This window comes from Pradoshia sp., from assembly GCF_051873915.1.
In the GTDB taxonomy this organism is placed as follows: domain Bacteria; phylum Bacillota; class Bacilli; order Bacillales; family Pradoshiaceae; genus Pradoshia.
The window spans coordinates 1-17,983 of record NZ_JBJEFJ010000043.1 but is presented as its reverse complement, the minus strand read 5'-3'; the positions used below and the strand labels follow the sequence as shown (position 1 = coordinate 17,983).

The following is a 17,983-nucleotide window of genomic DNA, read 5'->3' as shown; positions in this document are numbered from 1 at the left end:
AATTACCACCTATACTTTGTTATATAGTATCGAAAACTACATGTTATCATCACATATGATATATCCGTTTTCAGCCAGCTTAAACATATCGGAGGAAAGAAGGAATTCGCAATGAATGAAACCCATGTTTATACGAAAAGTGAAGAAATCGTGAATGCCATCACTCATGGATTGGGTGCTCTGCTCAGCTTAGCTGCTCTTGTGCTCTTAATCATCTATTCTGCTCAATACGGAACTGCTTGGCATGTGGTGAGCTTTACCATTTTCGGCAGTACAATGCTGTTAATGTATCTATGTTCAACCCTTGTCCATAGCTTGCCTGAAGGAAAGCTAAAGGATCTCTTCCAAATTTTCGATCATACATCCATTTATTTCTTTATTGCGGGTACGTATACCCCCTTCTTGTTTATAGCTCTAGATGGATGGGCACGCTGGACAATCTTTGGAATCGTTTGGGGAATTGCCATTGGGGGAACCGTTTTTAAATCCTTTTTCGTGAAGAAGTACATGCTTTTTTCCACGATATTATATATTATTATGGGCTGGATGATTGTATTTGCATGGGGCCCATTATCACAGTTTCTTGCTCCTAATGGAATTGTCCTGCTTGTAGCAGGCGGCATTCTATATACTGCAGGATCTATCTTTTATGTGTGGCGCGGTTTTAAGCACCATCATGCGATCTGGCATCTATTTGTTCTTGCAGGAAGCGCCTGTCATTTCCTTAGTATCTTTTTCTATTTATTACCTTGGTCTTAAGAAATTAAAAAGGACTTCAGATCACTCTGAAGTCCTTTCTTTATGACTGCAGCCGAGCTACCCCAGCCGGCCGCGAATGGATTTCAACCATTTAAGCGCCTCTTTGTTTTTCTTCAGCATCTTCGGATTGCGCACTAAAGTCGTATACGGCTTTTTCTTTCCTTTATCCTGTTCTCTTCTCGCTTCCACTATTCCTTCTGCCCCATTCTCTGCTGCTTTTCTATAGAATATGCAAGTCGGCGGGAACCTACACAAGAAAATAGCGGCGGCATATTCCATTTTTAATGGCACAAGAAAAGGACAGGAGATTCTCTGATTTCCCGTCCCTCAGAATACGAAGTATCCTTATTTCACTGATTGAATATAGGCTAAGGCCTGCTTATTTAATTCCTTTAATCGTTTAGTCTGCTTGCTCATTGACTTGTTGGAGAGATGTGTTGGTTTTGCGCCAATTGAAGCTGCATTTGCGATTAAGTCCGTCTGATTCATCGCCCCTTCATTCAACCGGTCTCTTCTCCTTTGTTTCATGCTAATCCCCCTCGTCAATTCTTCCTCATTATATTATACCATCATTTTACATAAAAGAATCATATATATGAACCAAATTTGCGGTATGAATCCCGTCAATTTCTATCGGTGTTCCCTTTCCTTTCTTGATCACGACAATAAAGTGATATTTAGGAAGCTGAACAGGGACGATAAAGGTTTCATCCTCTTCTAATGTGATAATTTCTCCATTATAAATGGAAACAATATATTCTTCTAGTCTTGAAACCTCCATCCCTATATTATGCATATCCTTCATAATTAGAAGCTCTTGCCGGATCTTCGCTTGAACAGAGACTTCAAGATCGGTATTCGGATCGATTTCGTACTGCCGTACATCGATATTCAAGCCAAAACGATCCCCATATTGCTGCAGGTATTGTTCCAGCTCTGCCAGATAATCCTCATCTGTCTCAGGGATTGGTTTCTTCTCGAAATAATAAATGGCATCTTGGATGAGAAAGGACATAAAACTAACCTTTGCCATCATATCCCGAATAAGCCGTTCGTTCTCCTTTAAGGTTTCTTCAAGAAGCTCAGAGCCATGAAGAAATTCAGCCTGCCATATTCTCAGGATGCTTGGAGTCAGCAGCACAGCAAGATCCGTAAAGACAACGATGGAGGCGAGACTCACTACATAGGGCCAATCGTCAAGCTCAAGACCGCCAAAAACCACTCCGCTGCCTGTCGTCGCAATAAAGATGGTATACAGAACTCTCCTCTGTTTCTTTAAGTTCAAATCAAATTGGCTTGGTCGTACGATTGCCATCACACATGAATAAATGGCAAATAAGACAATGAGAGCGACACAAATTTTTCCTACCATGAGCATCTCTCCTGAATTTGTTTTCAGCACCCTCATTATACCATTTACTTCCAGTCAACGGACTGTTCTAACGATAGGCCATTCGATAGATTTTTATATGACAGATGAGTGATAGATTGTTTTAGAAAATCATGGGTATGTATAAACTATATTGGAAAACCGGAGGTGCATTATGACAAAAATCCCAACAGAGTCAAAATCTTATTGGACGGATTATATTGATCGCAAGGAATCCCCTGTCTATCAGCAGGCGGTTAAGGATGAGGAAACAGAGATTGTCATTATTGGAGCCGGAATCGTCGGCGTTCTGTCAGCTTATGAGCTGGCAAAAAGGGGCAGAAAGGTCATCCTGCTTGAAGCCGATCGTATTCTTTATGGAACGACAGGTCACACAACAGCAAAAATCTCAGCTCAGCATGGTCTCTTCTATGATGAACTCATCAAAAAGCATGGTGAAGAAACGGCAAGGCTATACTATCAAGCTAATATGGATGGTGTAAACTACCTCAAAAATATTGTGCATACAGAAGACATTGATTGTGATTTCTCCGAACAAACCGCTTATACGTATGCAACGACAGATGAATATGCTGACAAAATCAAAGCCGAATTCAAGGCATATGAAAAGCTTGGCATAGATGGAGCCTTTCATACTGAATTGCCCTTACCCTTCCCAATCAAATCAGCGGTCTCTATGAATGGTCAAGCCCAATTTCACCCGCTCAAGCTATTGAGCAATCTTTTCGTTTCATTTGAGCAAATGGGCGGGATCATTTATGAGCGTTCACCTGTTAAAGACATAAAAGAGGATGATTCAGGTCATCATGCCGTGCTTGAAAATGGACATCAAATCAGCGGAAAGGCCATCATTATTGCCACCCATTATCCTTTCTATGATATGAAGGGACTTTACTTTTCAAGGCTTCATCCGCTTCGCTCCTATATCATCGCAGCTGCCACCGAGGAGAATATTCCCGATGGTATGTATATCAGTGCAGATAAACCGACTCGTTCCCTCCGTTACACAGACTATAATGGGCAAAAGCTGCTTCTAATCGGCGGAGAAAGCCATAAAACAGGTCAGTCTGAGGACGAACAAGCTTATTTCACCGCACTGCAAGACTTTACGGATAACTATTACACGGTCAAGGAGTACCCATACAGATGGTCAGCACAGGACCTAGTCACGTTAGACAAAATCCCGTATATTGGCGCCTACTCTGACTCAAAGAATCATCTATATGTTGCGACAGGTTTTGCCAAATGGGGCATGTCTAACGGAGCGGCCGCAGCTTTAATTCTTAGTGATTTAATTACCGGTAAGGAGAATCCATATGCCGACCTCTTCTCACCTAGCCGTTCCGAGACGAATCTAGCAAGCGTATCTACCTTCATAAAAGAAAATTCAAATGTTGCCAAGGAATTAATCAAAGGGAAAATCAATCCTAATGAAGTAGATCTCGATGAATTGAAGCCTGAGGAAGGCGGCCATGTTAAGTTTAAAGGCAAGAAAGCAGGTGCCTACAGGGATAAAGATGGGAATCTCTGTATACTAGATACAACCTGTACCCATTTGGGCTGCGAGGTAAGATGGAACAGTGGCGAACGTTCATGGGATTGCCCATGCCACGGCTCACGTTTTGATACAAATGGTGAAGTCATTGAAGGACCAGCTGTCAGCCCGTTAAAGAAGCTGAATGAATAAGAAAAGACTCTGCGAACTCGCAGAGTCTTTCTTTTGTTTAATAAGGTTCAGCATCATGACCCATGTCTTCAGCTTTTTTGACCGCTTCATCAGCCCGTGGGGAGCTCGTAACATTCTCCTGTTCCATTTCCTCTAAGGCATTTGCAAGCCCTTCCTTTACTCGGCGTCCATATTCTTCATCTGCCTTCGTAAAGTGTTCAATCATTTTTTCTTGAATGATTGGGGCACATACCTTAAGGGCATTGACCAAGTTATTGATGAGGTCATCCTTTTCCCAATCTTCAAAGTTTCGGTATGTTTCTCCTGCCTGCTTATAATCATTGGCACGCTCAATTTTCTGTCTGACTAGACGATCATTATAATGCGGTTCATGGTCTTTTCCTTCTTTCTCCGCTTCAGCGAAACCGCCAAGATTGGTCGGCTCATAATTGACATGCGGGTTGGATTCACTCGCAAAATCAACTGAGTAGGCCATCTGACCATCTGATTGATTCGTCCTTACCTTTGTTTTCGGAGCATTCACCGGCAATTGAAGATAATTAGATCCTACACGGTAACGCTGGGTATCAGAGTACGAGAAGGTCCGGCCTTGCAGGAGTTTATCGTCTGAGAAGTCGAGTCCATCAACAAGCACCCCTGTACCAAATGCAGCCTGCTCTACCTCAGCAAAATAGTTAACTGGGTTGCGGTCCAAGACCATTCTTCCAACCGGGAGGAATGGGAATTGATCCTGCGGCCATAATTTTGTCGGGTCAAGCGGATCGAAATCCAGTTCTGGATGCTCATCATCACTCATGATTTGCATGCAAAGTTCCCATTCCGGGTAATCTCCTCGCTCAATAGCCTCATACAAATCCTGTGTCGCATGAGCAACATTCGTGGCTTGGATTTTCTCTGCCTCTGCCTGTGTAAGGTTTTTAATCCCTTGCTTTGGCTCCCAGTGATATTTAACAAGAACGGCTTCCCCTTCTTTGTTTACCCATTTGTACGTATTAACACCTGAACCCTGCATCTGTCTGTAATTCGCGGGTATTCCCCAAGGAGAGTGCAGGAATGTAGCCATATGGATGCTTTCTGGTGATTTCGAGAAGAAGTCAAACATGCCCTCTGGATGCATGAGGTTATTGACTGGATCTGGCTTAAAGGCATGGACCATATCAGGGAATTTGAGCGGATCGCGGATAAAGAATATTTTCAGGTTATTCCCAACCAGATCCCAGTTTCCATCCTCTGTATAGAATTTAACCGCAAATCCGCGCGGATCACGGGCTGTTTCGCTCGATTCACGTGCACCAGTTACTGTGGAGAAACGGACAAAGACAGGTGTTTTCTTCCCAGCCTCCTGGAACAGCTTGGCCCGAGTATATTTTGAGACAGGCTCATCCCCCACTTTTCCATAAGCCTCAAAATATCCATAAGCTCCAGCTCCTCTTGCATGAACGACGCGCTCGGGAATCCGTTCTCTATCAAAGTGAGAGATTTTCTCCAGGAAATGATAGTTTTCCAACGTCATCGGTCCGCGGTTTCCAACCGTCCGGACATTTTGATTATCGGTAATCTTATGACCCTGACGATTAGTCAGCACATCTTCTTCGCGGTTTTCTGGCGCATCTGAATGTTGTTTCTGATTCATTTCATCTTTTGATCGATCCACTAATATTCCCCCTTTGAAAAGTAAACATCAGTTTTCAGTTCCCCTCACAGAAATTGGATAAACATGATTCGTGCTTTTTTTTACATATTAAGAAAGTTTTCACAAAAGGGGTGGATTATTCTGGATGTTCCCCGTGTATTTTGACCCTTTGTATGTTACTGCCATTGGACCCCTTTGCACTTCTTGGATTGTATCCTGTATAGTATTCAGTAGAACATATGGGCAAATCAAAAGAAAAAGAGATGATTCAAAGATGACTATTATACTCGCCCTCCTGGCAGCAATCTTTGCCGCATTAACCTCCATTCTCGCCAAAATCGGGATAACAAATGTGGATTCCAATTTAGGGACAGCCATCCGGACAATCGTTGTCCTCATCATGGCTGCGATTGTGGTTCTCATTACGGACACTTGGCATACAATAGGTTCCATATCAATCAAGTCATGGATTTTCATTGTTCTCTCAGGCTTGACGACAGGCTTATCATGGCTATGCTTCTTTAAGGCTATCCAGCTAGGGGATGTCTCCAAGGTGGTGCCAATCGATAAATCAAGTATCGTCTTAACGATAATCCTTTCCTTTATCATCCTTAGAGAGCCGCTGACTCCGATGGTCGTCATAGGAGGCTTGCTGATTAGTGCAGGAACCTTCATCTTAATTGGAAAAACAAAAACGACCAAAAAGAAAGGGCATTTGAAGCAGTCATACATATTTCTTGCGTTGTTGTCTGCGGTTTTTGCTGCCTTGACAAGTATACTGGCCAAGATTGGGATTGAGAATGTCGATTCAAATCTAGCGACATTTATTCGGACGATTGTCATTCTGTTCTTTGCATGGGGCATTGTCTTCTGGCAGGGGACTTACCGAGAGCTGAAGACTGTCTCTAAGAAGTCTTTCCTTTTCCTCATCCTATCTGGTGCTGCAACGGGATTATCATGGTTATGCTATTTCGGGGCTATTTCGATTGGTAAAGTATCCATCGTTGCACCTATTGATAAATTCAGTACAGTATTAACGATCATTCTTGGCGTCCTTCTATTAAAGGAAAAGCTTTCAAGGAATACAATAATTGGCGGTCTAGTTATTACGGCAGGCACCCTCTGTCTCATTGTATAAATCACACACAAAAACCCCCTTGGTTAAAGAATAGATTCCTTATTCCCAAGGGGGTTTGCTAAAATATATAGAAAGATTATTATTCATTTACAGCGTTACTTCTCTTCCTGAAAGCTGTTCATATTCTCTAGCTACATACTCTTGTCCTTTGTCAAATTCCTGCAGCAGCCTCTTCAATTGCTTGGCTCTTTTGTATTCTTTAATTTTCCGTTGATAGACATCCGTTGTAATGGAGTGGTCAACCATTCGTTCAGCTTTTAAAATTTCAATGCCGATCATACTTTTCAAACCTGTGCTGGTTATGTGTTTTTCCATCAAAATCACCTCTAAAACATTACTTCATAAATTTCACTTCTCTATATTAGCATAATGTTTTTGTGATTTTGGGATACTAACAAAATTGTTAGAACAAGCCGTTTGATTGTTATATAAGCACTTGAAAGCAATCTATACTGCTCATGTATGCTTATCCATCTTAAAAGGCATAAACCACCTTAATATTCCCGAATCTCATAGCCGACATTTTTGATAGTGCTGATGAATTCCCTGCCAAGCTTTCGTCTAATTCGATTGATGGTTGTATTAATAATATCCTCACTCATTTCACCATGTTCGGACCAAATGGCTTCCCATAATTCTTTCTTCGTGACAATTTGATGCTTATGGTCAAGGAGATACGTTAATACTTGCATTGGAATCTTGGATAGTGACTCAATTGAACCATCCTTCAAGGTGATAGTCCCCTTTAACGGTTCAATTTTATGACCAGCATGTATGTATTCGTGGCTCTTTCTCACTGTATTATCCATCAAATTCTTAATATTTAAGACTAGTTCTTTATAACTGAATGGTTTCGTGAAATAAAGGAGAGCCCCCTCTTGTAGACCTCTTAACCTAGCATCCGATGAATCTGCGCCCGTCACAAGAATAAATGGGATATTTTTCTTGCTTCTAATAATGGAGGCTGCTTCGAGTCCATCTATGATAGCCCCGTGAATAGTGATGTCAAATATTAAAAGGTCATAGTCATGTTCCTCACAAGCCTTGATTGCTTCTTCAGGATCATCAAAATCATCCACCTTGTATCCTTGAAGTTCGAGTCTTTTTTTCAGAACCGTTCGTGCTACTGGCTCATCCTCCAATATTAACATTCTTATGGCAAATCACCTCTAACTTATTCCCTCTATACTTTCTTACTATAATATATATCGTCTGTTTTTAAAAGTAGTACTGAATGAATCCATTAACCATAATTGGAAAAAAATAATAACCTGTATATATCTACGTTGCTACTGGAAATATATTCTCAAGGTGTTTTTCTTCTATTCTGGGTTGAAATTTCCCCCAATAGCGAATAATATATTAAGGGTCGTCACAAACGTTCGTGTTTGACGAAATTATATTTGGAGGTTTCCATTTTGCTTGAACAATTCTTTTCACTTTCAAAACATCAAACATCTGTGAAAACGGAAATTTTAGCAGGAATTACCACGTTCTTCACGATGGTCTATATTATCATTGTTAACCCGGCGATTTTATCCGCTTCCGGGATTCCGTTTGAGCAAGTATTTATGGCAACGATCATTTCAGCTGTTGCCGGTACGCTCATTATGGGTTTATTCGCCAAATATCCAATTGCTATTGCACCAGGCATGGGGTTGAACGCCTACTTTGCCACAGTAGCTGGAACAAACGGATTAAGCTATCAAATCATCCTTGGAACAGTATTTATTGCTGGTATCCTCTTTTTACTGCTTAGCTTCAGCCGACTGCGGGAGCTGATTATCCTTTCCATTCCCCCATCCATTAAATATGGCATTTCTGCGGGAATTGGATTGTTCATTGCTTTCTTAGGACTGCGACAAGCACAGATTTTTGTCGCTAACGAAAGCAATTTAGTCGGCCTTGGCGATTTAACAGCACCTATGCCGCTCTTAACCATCGCTGGATTGTTGATTACGCTGCTTCTTATGGTCCGAAAAGTCCCAGGAGCTCTCTTTATCGGAATGATCATCACGGCTGTAATTGGTTATTTTACTGGTATGCTGAACCTGACTGGATCAGAATTGATTCCTTCCCTGCCTCCTATGCCCGTATTCTTTGATATGGATTTGGCTGGGGTATTCTCAAATGGTTTGTATTCTGTCGTCTTCTCCTTCTTGCTTGTTACCATCTTTGATACGACAGGAACAATGGTAGCCGTATCTGAACAAGCGGGACTCATGAAGGACGGAAATCTGCCGCGAGCAAAGCAGGCCTTCCTTGGCGATTCCATTGCCACTACGCTTGGAGCAGCATTTGGTACAAGTCCTTCAACAGCCTATGTTGAATCCTCTGCGGGTGTTGCTGCAGGTGGACGAACTGGATTAACAGCTGTTACAGTTGCTTGCCTGTTTGTTGTGGCTATGTTCTTCTCGCCATTTATTTCAGCTATTTCTAGCTTAGCTGCCATCACGTCACCCGTCTTAATTATTGTCGGCTGCTTCATGATGGGTAGCCTGTCGAAGATTAACTGGGCTGAATTTGACGAAGCCTTTACCGCTTTTCTCATTATCTTAGCTATGCCTTTAACCTCAAGCATTTCAACTGGAATCGCCTTTGGGTTTATCCTTTATCCATTACTTAAATTGTTCGGTGGAAAAGGAAGAGAAGTACCACCGCTCATCTATGTGTTTGGTATTTTATTCATCATCCAATTAATTTGGTTCCCTGCCCATTAAGAAATGAAAAAAGCTCTAATCCGCCACTAGGTAGATTAGAGCTTTTTTTCATTCAACTCATCATTCAACTTAAACTGTCTATTGGCAAATTTACGATAAAGCTCATGAGTTTCCATTAGTTCACGATGGGTTCCCATTCCTGTTATCCGCCCCTTCTCGAGAAAGATGAGTTTATCTGCATCTATCACGGTCGAAAGACGATGGGCAATAATCACCGTTGTCCGGCCCTCCATTAGCTTCTCCAACGCTTGCTGAACCAGCTGTTCGGATTCACTGTCCAGGCTGGACGTCGCTTCATCAAGCATCAAGAGGCTTGGATTGCGAAGAAGCGCTCTGGCAATCGCAATTCTTTGCCTCTGTCCCCCAGAAAGCTTCAGCCCTCGCTCACCAACCTCTGTATCGAATTGAAGAGGAAGCTCCTCAATAAACCCTAAAGCATTGGCCATCCTTGCCACATTGACCAGCTCCTCATTATCGACCGCACGATCAACACCATAGCAAATATTATCACGAATGGTCCCGCCAAGAAGCGGACTTTCCTGGGATACATAGCCAATATGACTTCTCCACGAATGAAGAGAATAATCCGTAATCAAATGATCACCGATAAGAATCTCACCCTTTGAAGGCTGATAATATCGCTCCAGCAATTTGAAAAGTGTCGTTTTTCCGCTCCCGCTGGGCCCTACGATAGCCGTAACTTTTCCTGCTTCAACAGATGCATCAATATTTTGTAAAATAGGTTCCTCTTCTGAATACCCAAAGGAAATATTCTGAAGAGTAATGGTTCGATCAGCCTTTTTCAGTTCTAACCCTTCCGTCAGTGCTTCCTCTTCTTCATTTAAGATTTCGATAATTCGGCTCGTGGCACCAATAGATTTCTGTAATTGAGTAAAGAAGGTCGTAATTTGCCCCATCGGCATGATGATCTGAAACAAATACAAAATAAAAGCGACCAATGAACCTGCCGTAATCAATCCGCTGGAGACCTGCATCCCCCCGTAACCAATTACACCGACCAATGCGGCCATTAAAACAAGCGTAATAATCGGTGATACAAGGGCAAGAACCTTAGCCTCCTTTTTCCCAAGATTGAACAGCCGTTTGATTCCTTTCTTTCCCCGCTCTATTTCGACCCTTTCAGCGTTTGATGCCTTCACTAGCTTAATCTCTGGCAGAACCTCATTCAATATGCCTGTAAAAATACCCGTCTCTTTTTGCGTTTCCTTAGAGATTCGAAGCATAAATCTTCCAATGGGAATCAAAATAGCTGCTGCAATAGGGAATACAATAAAGATTAATAAGGTCAGTCTCCAGTTCATGACAAATAAAATGATAATGGACCCAAGGACAGAAATAATCCCTGTTACAGCTCCAATTAAATGCGTTGTAATCAATTCTTTAACGACCATCGTATCATTTGTCATTCGGCTGATCATCTCGCCTGAACCTACCTTGTCTGAGAAGGATACGGGCAGCCTCATTAATTTTTGGTAAAGAAGTTCTCTTAAGCCAGCGATAATCCTCTGCCCATTGAGACCAAGTACATAGGTCGAATACGCATTCAGGATTGCTTGAACGAGGAAAACGGCGATAATTCCGATAACCTGAACTTTTGATAGAGACGACATACTGAAGCCGTCGACAAGGTTCTTCGTCAGGATAGGGATGGTTAAACCCACAATGGTCGTCATGATGCTCAATAGGAGAGCAATCCCTAGTTGACTATATGATGGATTAGATTGATGAATCAGCCTGACGAAACGGCGATAATTTCCTTTATAGCTCTTTTCCTTTTTCACGTAGATTTATTTCTCCTTTCTTTCCAAAGACTAAAAAACTCAACCGTTCTTCTTCAATCATTATACCTCTTAATAGACGAAATCGACTGTTTTATGCCAATCCTGACCAGCTTCTTTTTTTCAGGATACCAGGCTCGTATCCTGCACAAACTGACTATACTCTGAAGCAGTTCGTCTTAAACGATTGGGACGAACTGCCATTATCAATAGGGAGCTGAGAGAGGTGCGGAAATTATTTCGTTATTTGACTTCATTTAAAGGCCCCATTGCTTTCGTTATTGGGCTCGTATTTATCCAATCCATGGCCGAGCTTTACCTACCCACATTAATGGCCAAAATTATTGATACTGGTGTAGTGAAGCATGATATCCCCTTCATATGGAAGATCGGGGGCCTCATGATTGCTGTCGCGCTCGCTGGGACCATTTGTTCTGTCAGTGCCAGTTATTTCAGCGCAAGGATTGCCATGTCTTTCGGGAAAATGCTGCGCTCTAAGGTGTTTACCCATATAGAAGGATTTTCTTTGCATGAATTTGGAACTGTCGGGACCGCTTCCTTGATTACAAGGACGACCAACGATATCATCCAAATCCAGGTCGTCTTAAATATGTTGCTTCGCATGATGATTTCCGCTCCGTTAATGGCTATTGGCGGTATTATCATGGCTGTCTCCGTTAACCCCGGACTCTCCATCGTTATCGTTGTCTCTGTTCCCATCCTGATTATTGGTATCGCCCTTGTCATTTGGCGGGGGGTCCCGCTCTTTAAAAAGGTACAGGTACGGTTAGATGCAGTAAATCGAGTGCTGAGAGAGGGACTTACAGGAGTACGGGTTATCCGTTCCTTTAATCGCATTGATTACGAAAAGCAGCGTTTTGGGCAGGTAAATGCCCTTTTGCGCGACACAACCATTAAGGTTAACAAGTTAATTGCCGTCCTTATGCCCTTTATGATGCTTGTCATGAACTTTACAACAATCGCCATTGTTTGGTTTGGTGCAGTAAGGATTAATGCAGGGGATATGATGGTCGGAGATCTCATGGCTTTTATGCAATATGCCATGCAAATTATGTTCTCCATGATTATGCTTTCCATGATGTTTGTCTTGATCCCCCGGGCATCTGCATCTGCCGCAAGGATCAATGAAGTGCTTGCCATTCACCCAAGCATCCAGGAAACCCCCTCAGCTCATGATAGCAGCATGCTAGGCACCATCGAGTTTAAAGATGTCAGCTTCTATTATCCCGGTGCGGAAAAACCAGCCTTAAAGAATCTTTCCTTCAAGGCTTTCCCGGGTGAAGTAACGGCTATCATCGGGGGCACCGGCTCAGGTAAATCCTCGCTGCTGAAATTAATCCCGCGCTTTTATGAACCAACTCAAGGTTCCATCCTTATTGATGGTGTACCGGTAAAGGATTATCCGTTGGATGCCCTGCGGAACAAAATCGGACTTGTCCCGCAAAAAGCTGTCCTTTTCACAGGCACTGTCAAGGATAACATCCGGTTTGGCAATGAGATGGCTGCCGATGAAGACGTCATTCATGCCGCAAAGGTAGCTCAAGCCTATGACTTTATCACCGCAATGAACGAGGGATTTGATAGTCCGATTTCACAAGGAGGCACCAATGTGTCTGGCGGGCAAAAACAACGTTTATCGATTGCAAGGGCTCTTGTCAGAAATCCTGAGATCTACCTTTTCGATGACAGCTTCTCTGCACTTGATTTCAAAACAGATGCCAAACTTCGTAAAGCTTTAAAAGAAGTCACGGAACATTCTACTGTACTGCTCGTTGCTCAGCGTGTATCCACTGTAATGGATGCAGATCGCATTATTGTGCTGGACGAAGGTAACGTGATGGGCATTGGGACACATGAGGAGCTGCTGCATACAAATAAAACCTATCAAGAAATCGTCAAATCCCAGTTATCTGAGGAGGAGATAGCATGAGCAAGATGACTAAACGTCAAGCAAATCCAAGCTTTGGCCCGCGGGGAGGACCCGGTGCACCCATTCAGAAGGCGAAGGACTTCAAAGGGACGTTCAAGCGATTGATCGGCTATTTAGCTCCATATAAATGGAGGCTTGCAGCTGTTTTCGGTACAGCTGTTCTCAGTACACTCTTTACGATTATCGGACCAAAAATCCTTGGTAAGGCGACTACAAAGATCTTTGAGGGTATTGTATTGAAAATGAACGGAGTCCCGGGTGCTGGAATTGATTTTAACTATATAGCCCGCATTCTCGTCCTATTAGGCTTTCTCTATTTATTTAGTTCCCTTTTCACCTTCATACAAGGTTTCATCATGGCAAGCGTTGCCCAAAAAACTGTATTCCAGCTGCGGAAAGAAGCTGAGGCAAAAATCAGCCGACTTCCATTAAAGTACTTTGACAGCACGACAACAGGAGAAACATTAAGCCGTGTCGTCAATGATGTAGATAATATCAGTACAACCCTCCAGCAAAGCTTAACGCAGATTATTACGAGTGTGGTCACCATCATTGGTGTGATTATCATGATGCTCTCAATCAGTGTAACGATGACCCTCATTTTACTGCTGACACTGCCGCTGAGCGGGATTATTGCCGTACTTGTCGCCAAAAAGTCACAAGGCTATTTTGGAGCCCAGCAGAAGGTTCTTGGACAACTAAATGGGCATGTTGAAGAAATCTATACCGGACATGAGGTTGTCAAAGCATTTGGCCAGGAACAAAAGGCTATTGAAGAATTTGACGAAATCAATGAGCAGCTCTATCAATCCTCATGGAAAGCTCAATTCATTTCAGGCGCTATTATGCCGCTCATGCAGTTTGTCAATAATCTTGGTTATGTCCTAATCTGTGTCGTTGGCGGTGTCTTCGTAGCTAACGGCAGAATAACCGTTGGTGACATCCAGGCATTCATTCAATACGCGCGTCAATTCTCTCAGCCCATCACGCAAACAGCCAACATCGCCAACATCCTTCAATCAACGATTGCATCGGCTGAAAGAGTATTTGAGCTGTTAGACGAACAAGAAGAAGAGGCAGAATCAGAAAAACCAATTTCTCTCGAGCATCCTAAGGGATATGTGACATTCGAGAATGTTGATTTCGGGTATAAATCTGATCATTTGCTCATTAAGAACATGAATATTACCGTTACACCGGGGCAGAAGGTTGCTATTGTCGGACCAACCGGCGCTGGAAAGACAACCCTCATCAATTTATTGATGCGTTTTTATGAAATTCAAGGCGGTGCGATACGAATTGACGGTGTCAATATTAAGGATATGAAACGTTCCGAACTTCACAGCCTATTTGGAATGGTTCTCCAAGATACATGGCTTTTCAACGGAACGATTGCTGAGAATATCGCATATGGCCGAATCGGTGCCACAGATGAGGAAATCATCGAGGCGGCTAAAGCCGCTCATGCCGACCATTTCATCCGTACTCTTCCAGAGGGATTTGAGACCGTTTTAAATGAGGAAGCCACCAATATTTCACAGGGACAAAAACAACTGCTTACGATAGCCAGGGCCATTCTCGCCAACCCGGCCATTCTTATTCTAGATGAAGCCACTTCCAGTGTGGATACAAGAACTGAACTCTTTATCCAAAGAGCCATGAATCGACTGATGGAAGACCGGACAAGCTTTGTCATTGCCCATCGATTGTCCACCATTAAGGATGCCGACCTTATATTGGTCATGAATAAAGGAACGGTAATCGAACAAGGGACACATGATGATCTTCTGGCCCAAAATGGCTTTTACGCCGACCTTTATAACAGCCAGTTTGCCAGCTGAATAATAAAGAAAAACACAGAGTCCAAACCGATTGCCCCACTATATGTCTAATAAGGGTGCATTTCAATATGGCTCTGTGTTTTTTTTAGGAGATCAAAGGATTAGCGAAAAAAATCAAATTGTCAGAAATATTCGCATTATTTAAAATTTATGATGAATGTCATAATTATTTATGATATTATATTAATATACAAAATATCACGAGGAAGGTGAATGATTTGCGTTCAAACAAAATGTACAACCAAATAATGAATGAACTGCGAATCAATTATCAAAACTATTATGACTTTCATACGATTTCGATGAATGATTTCAATAAACGGCGAACATCATTAATCCTGCGATTACGAACAGCTGCCCATGAAAATGAAGCTCAAATGAGCAAACAGCAGCAAGGCTAACGTTTTCTCCGTTGTTCAAAATAAAGCGCCATTCATTCATTGCCGCCAGCAAAAAAACTTGGTTGTGCACACCAAGTTTTTTCCCGCTATCTCACTATTATTTTTCGAGTGTTAGCACCGTTCTAATACAATTTCTTTAAATCAATTAGCTCCTTCGCCAGCTTTACAATTCGTTCTTTTTCTTCCACATTGATGATTTCATTATTCGGTCCAAAGCAAGAGGTATGCAAGAATACATTATTCAATGGCAAAATAGCTTTGAAATAAGAAAGAATAGGCTTTAGTTGATATTCACTCATAAGAAAATGCTTTTCTGATCCCCCGTTTGTCACGATTCCCGCTACTTTCCCTTTAAAGCAATTCGGTGCGAGATGATCAAAGACATTCTTTAGAACACCAGGGATGGAAGCTTGATAAATCGGTGTTCCTATCACGAGCACATCTGCTTCATTAATCTTGTTTACAACATCCTGTGTGTCTTGATTATATTCTGCGAAGGGGATACCGCGGACAAATTCAACCTCATAATCGCGTAAATCAACCATTTCCGTCTCTACATTCTCATCATATTGATTGATGGCTGCTAAAACCTCTTCCACTGATTTTGCTGTTTTAGAACCAATAATTGCCCCAGATAAACCAACTGCTTTCATTTCTTCTTCATCCTCCTACGACCTATGTACATTTCCCGATCATGCTAATCGATATTTTTATCATACGACGGGAAAAGGAGAATATCCACTATTCAGCTTTTTTGTCGAAACAAAAAGACCCCTATCTAATCCTTACGAACTAGATAGGAGCCTAAAAGCCTGTTATCAAAACATCCTTATATTTCGCATCACTTTCCAAAATCATCTTCGCAAACGGGCAAACAGGAATGATTTGCATCTGTTCTGCACGAGCATATTTCACTACACGATTGATTAATTCACGCCCTAGCCCCCTGCCTCTATATTTGTCGGCTACAAGTGTGTGATTAATCAAGATAACCTCCTTATGATCGCGCTCCCTAACACAAGGGACAAATTCCAATTGAGCGACGATGTTTCCATCCATCGCAATATAAAATTCTGTTTTTGTATCAGCCATTCGCTTCACCTTCCCGCAAATGATTGCCCGTGTTCTGATTTCCTCTAATTCACCAGTTATCTGGTCTTATTTGACCATATGTTTTTCTCCACCTGTTTATTCCTACTGTTTTAAATAAAATACCTATATGTTATGTATACCCTTCACCTTACAGGCAAAACGCATAAATAGGTAAAATTACCTATTTAATCATCATTCAAACTTCTTATTTTAGCGCCCGTAGAAACAATTATGCTAAAATAATATTATCAAACTGATATTCTAGCGAGGTGTTTGGCTTATGGATAAGAAAGCTGTCTTATTAGTCAATTTAGGAACACCAGACAAACCAGTCTCATCATCAATCAGACCTTATTTAAAGCAATTTCTTTCAGATCGACGCGTCATCGACCTGCCAAGATGGAAATGGATGCCTATCTTACACGGCTTTATTCTGCCTTCAAGGTCAAAAAGAAATGAATCAGTCTATCAACAAATCTGGACAGATGAGGGATCTCCACTTCTTTATTACAGCATGAAACAACGGGAAGCATTGGAAGAAAAAATCCTAGATAAGAATACAAGAATATCTTTAGCCATGAATTATGGGACCCCCTCTATCTCAGATGAGCTGGAAAAATTACATAAATGGGGAGTTAGAAAATTAATTATACTGCCCCTTTTCCCACAATACTCTTCCACCACAACAGCCTCCGTGTGGGATCATGTGACAAAGGAAATATCTAAGTGGAGGGATATACCTGAGGTGGTGTTCTTGCGGGATTTTGCTAATCATCCATTATGGATTGAATTGCTAAAGAAACGAATTGAAGACGGTGCGAAAGCCTACGGAAAACCAGATGTGATTCTCCTTTCTTATCACGGAATTCCTAAGCGATATACTTTCGGAGGAGATGATTATCCTTATCGATGCCATACGACTGCACAAGCGCTGAAGGATCGGATGCCGGGTATAAATTTCATGATTTCCTATCAGTCAAAATTTGGACAAGAGCCATGGCTTGAACCCTCGACAAGTGAAATATTAATAGATTTGGCCCGTACAGATGTGAAGAATGTCCATGTCATCTCTCCCTGCTTCACAGCTGACTGCCTTGAAACACTTGAGGAGCTTGCGCATGAAAACAAGCAATTGTTCTTGGATAATGGCGGTGAAAGTTATCATTATTTAAGTGCTGCCAATGACGACCCGCTATTCATCGATTGCTTAGCAGATATTATCAAAGGGTATCTGCATCCAACAGCCTAACCGATGAAGCCCGCTGATCGATAGCGGGCTCCAGGCTATATAAGTACATCATCTAAGCTTGACCACCCATAACCAAGCTCCTTCAGTTCCTTACCTGAAATAAGCAGCTTCTCCTGAATGAAGGTCTTTCCACCCATCGCTTCATAAAACCTTTTTGAAGGATTTTCATCTATCACCCACACCATCATATTCTGAAATTTTTCTTTCCTCATTTCTCCCAGCCATTTCTTAACCAACTTCTTCCCTATCCCTTTTCTTTGGTGCTCTTTTAAGAGATAGATGGCATAAAGCTCTCCTTCATAAGGCAATTTTCCGCTTCGTTC

At 42.0% G+C, this 17,983-nt stretch carries 18 protein-coding genes; 8 read left to right on the top strand and 10 right to left on the bottom strand.

What is annotated here, in order from left to right; genetic code table 11:
- Positions 1-111 precede the first annotated feature (111 nt).
- Positions 112-759, top strand: a complete 648-nt coding sequence (gene trhA / locus ACI35L_RS04870; protein ID WP_049671305.1) for a PAQR family membrane homeostasis protein TrhA — start codon at positions 112-114, stop codon at positions 757-759.
- Between the two features lie 57 nt (positions 760-816).
- Here trhA and ACI35L_RS04865 read toward each other — a convergent pair whose 3' ends face one another.
- The 3 genes from ACI35L_RS04865 to ACI35L_RS04855 all read right to left on the bottom strand — a co-directional run bounded on the left by ACI35L_RS04865 (position 817) and on the right by ACI35L_RS04855 (position 2,131).
- On the bottom strand, positions 817-948 hold the full coding sequence (locus tag ACI35L_RS04865; protein ID WP_269431788.1) for a hypothetical protein: 132 nt from the start codon (positions 946-948) through the stop codon (positions 817-819).
- A 156-nt stretch (positions 949-1,104) separates the two neighbouring features.
- On the bottom strand, positions 1,105-1,287 hold the full coding sequence (locus tag ACI35L_RS04860) for a hypothetical protein (protein WP_049671306.1): 183 nt from the start codon (positions 1,285-1,287) through the stop codon (positions 1,105-1,107).
- A gap of 46 nt (positions 1,288-1,333) precedes the next feature.
- Positions 1,334-2,131, bottom strand: coding sequence for a type II toxin-antitoxin system SpoIISA family toxin (locus ACI35L_RS04855; RefSeq protein WP_439802340.1), 798 nt, complete (start codon positions 2,129-2,131; stop codon positions 1,334-1,336).
- Between the two features lie 172 nt (positions 2,132-2,303).
- On the opposite strand from ACI35L_RS04855, the gene ACI35L_RS04850 reads away from it, so the two are divergent.
- Entirely contained in the window at positions 2,304-3,836 is a 1,533-nt protein-coding gene (locus tag ACI35L_RS04850) for an FAD-dependent oxidoreductase (RefSeq protein WP_439802339.1), read from the top strand.
- Positions 3,837-3,873: 37 nt separating this feature from the next.
- Here the strand turns inward: ACI35L_RS04850 and ACI35L_RS04845 are convergent, their stop codons facing one another.
- Positions 3,874-5,469 carry a catalase gene (locus tag ACI35L_RS04845; RefSeq protein ID WP_439802341.1) on the bottom strand — a complete coding sequence of 532 codons (1,596 nt, stop codon included), beginning with the start codon at positions 5,467-5,469 and terminating at the stop codon, positions 3,874-3,876.
- A gap of 274 nt (positions 5,470-5,743) precedes the next feature.
- Between ACI35L_RS04845 and ACI35L_RS04840 the strand changes: the two genes are divergently transcribed.
- Positions 5,744-6,607 (top strand): EamA family transporter, encoded by an 864-nt coding sequence (locus ACI35L_RS04840; RefSeq protein WP_439802338.1) that lies wholly within the window; start codon positions 5,744-5,746, stop codon positions 6,605-6,607.
- Between the two features lie 87 nt (positions 6,608-6,694).
- On the opposite strand, the gene ACI35L_RS04835 is transcribed toward ACI35L_RS04840, so the two are convergent.
- Both ACI35L_RS04835 and ACI35L_RS04830 read right to left on the bottom strand, forming a co-directional pair.
- The gene (locus ACI35L_RS04835; protein WP_439802337.1) at positions 6,695-6,922 is read right to left on the bottom strand and encodes a hypothetical protein; all 228 of its coding nucleotides are present in this window, start codon (positions 6,920-6,922) and stop codon (positions 6,695-6,697) included.
- A gap of 179 nt (positions 6,923-7,101) precedes the next feature.
- Positions 7,102-7,758 carry a response regulator transcription factor gene (locus ACI35L_RS04830; RefSeq protein WP_049671311.1) on the bottom strand — a complete coding sequence of 219 codons (657 nt, stop codon included), beginning with the start codon at positions 7,756-7,758 and terminating at the stop codon, positions 7,102-7,104.
- A gap of 267 nt (positions 7,759-8,025) precedes the next feature.
- Between ACI35L_RS04830 and ACI35L_RS04825 the strand changes: the two genes are divergently transcribed.
- Positions 8,026-9,327 (top strand): NCS2 family permease, encoded by a 1,302-nt coding sequence (locus ACI35L_RS04825; protein ID WP_049671312.1) that lies wholly within the window; start codon positions 8,026-8,028, stop codon positions 9,325-9,327.
- 35 nt (positions 9,328-9,362) lie between these two features.
- Here the strand turns inward: ACI35L_RS04825 and ACI35L_RS04820 are convergent, their stop codons facing one another.
- Positions 9,363-11,129, bottom strand: a complete 1,767-nt coding sequence (locus ACI35L_RS04820; protein ID WP_439802336.1) for an ABC transporter ATP-binding protein — start codon at positions 11,127-11,129, stop codon at positions 9,363-9,365.
- A 223-nt stretch (positions 11,130-11,352) separates the two neighbouring features.
- Here ACI35L_RS04820 and ACI35L_RS04815 point away from each other — a divergent pair, with 223 nt between their 5' ends.
- From ACI35L_RS04815 to ACI35L_RS04805, 3 genes are all read left to right on the top strand, one after another.
- Entirely contained in the window at positions 11,353-13,077 is a 1,725-nt protein-coding gene (locus tag ACI35L_RS04815) for an ABC transporter ATP-binding protein (RefSeq protein WP_049671314.1), read from the top strand.
- Positions 13,074-14,918 carry an ABC transporter ATP-binding protein gene (locus ACI35L_RS04810; RefSeq protein WP_049671315.1) on the top strand — a complete coding sequence of 615 codons (1,845 nt, stop codon included), beginning with the start codon at positions 13,074-13,076 and terminating at the stop codon, positions 14,916-14,918. Before ACI35L_RS04815 ends, ACI35L_RS04810 begins: the two co-directional genes overlap by 4 nt.
- Before the next feature lie 218 nt (positions 14,919-15,136).
- Complete coding sequence (locus tag ACI35L_RS04805) at positions 15,137-15,319, top strand: hypothetical protein (protein WP_049671316.1); 183 nt, start codon at positions 15,137-15,139, stop codon at positions 15,317-15,319.
- Between the two features lie 122 nt (positions 15,320-15,441).
- On the opposite strand, the gene ACI35L_RS04800 is transcribed toward ACI35L_RS04805, so the two are convergent.
- Entirely contained in the window at positions 15,442-15,972 is a 531-nt protein-coding gene (locus tag ACI35L_RS04800) for an NADPH-dependent FMN reductase (RefSeq protein ID WP_049671317.1), read from the bottom strand.
- Positions 15,973-16,123: 151 nt separating this feature from the next.
- Positions 16,124-16,411, bottom strand: a complete 288-nt coding sequence (locus tag ACI35L_RS04795; protein WP_053103758.1) for a GNAT family N-acetyltransferase — start codon at positions 16,409-16,411, stop codon at positions 16,124-16,126.
- Positions 16,412-16,691: 280 nt separating this feature from the next.
- Between ACI35L_RS04795 and hemH the strand changes: the two genes are divergently transcribed.
- Positions 16,692-17,660, top strand: coding sequence for a ferrochelatase (gene hemH, locus ACI35L_RS04790; protein ID WP_049671318.1), 969 nt, complete (start codon positions 16,692-16,694; stop codon positions 17,658-17,660).
- 35 nt (positions 17,661-17,695) lie between these two features.
- On the opposite strand, the gene ACI35L_RS04785 is transcribed toward hemH, so the two are convergent.
- The coding region (locus ACI35L_RS04785) for a GNAT family N-acetyltransferase (protein ID WP_439802335.1) at positions 17,696-17,983 on the bottom strand (288 nt) is incomplete at its 5' end.

Bases quoted from the DNA above. Each gene is read 5' to 3' on its own strand.
- trhA (WP_049671305.1), top strand. From the start codon at position 112: ATGAATGAAACCCATGTTTATACGAAAAGTGAAGAAATCGTGAATGCC.
- ACI35L_RS04860 (WP_049671306.1), bottom strand. From the start codon at position 1,287: ATGAAACAAAGGAGAAGAGACCGGTTGAATGAAGGGGCGATGAATCAG.
- ACI35L_RS04855 (WP_439802340.1), bottom strand. From the start codon at position 2,131: ATGGTAGGAAAAATTTGTGTCGCTCTCATTGTCTTATTTGCCATTTAT.
- ACI35L_RS04850 (WP_439802339.1), top strand. From the start codon at position 2,304: ATGACAAAAATCCCAACAGAGTCAAAATCTTATTGGACGGATTATATT.
- ACI35L_RS04845 (WP_439802341.1), bottom strand. From the start codon at position 5,469: ATGAATCAGAAACAACATTCAGATGCGCCAGAAAACCGCGAAGAAGAT.
- ACI35L_RS04840 (WP_439802338.1), top strand. From the start codon at position 5,744: ATGACTATTATACTCGCCCTCCTGGCAGCAATCTTTGCCGCATTAACC.
- ACI35L_RS04835 (WP_439802337.1), bottom strand. From the start codon at position 6,922: ATGGAAAAACACATAACCAGCACAGGTTTGAAAAGTATGATCGGCATT.
- ACI35L_RS04830 (WP_049671311.1), bottom strand. From the start codon at position 7,758: ATGTTAATATTGGAGGATGAGCCAGTAGCACGAACGGTTCTGAAAAAA.
- ACI35L_RS04810 (WP_049671315.1), top strand. From the start codon at position 13,074: ATGAGCAAGATGACTAAACGTCAAGCAAATCCAAGCTTTGGCCCGCGG.
- ACI35L_RS04800 (WP_049671317.1), bottom strand. From the start codon at position 15,972: ATGAAAGCAGTTGGTTTATCTGGGGCAATTATTGGTTCTAAAACAGCA.
- ACI35L_RS04795 (WP_053103758.1), bottom strand. From the start codon at position 16,411: ATGGCTGATACAAAAACAGAATTTTATATTGCGATGGATGGAAACATC.
- hemH (WP_049671318.1), top strand. From the start codon at position 16,692: ATGGATAAGAAAGCTGTCTTATTAGTCAATTTAGGAACACCAGACAAA.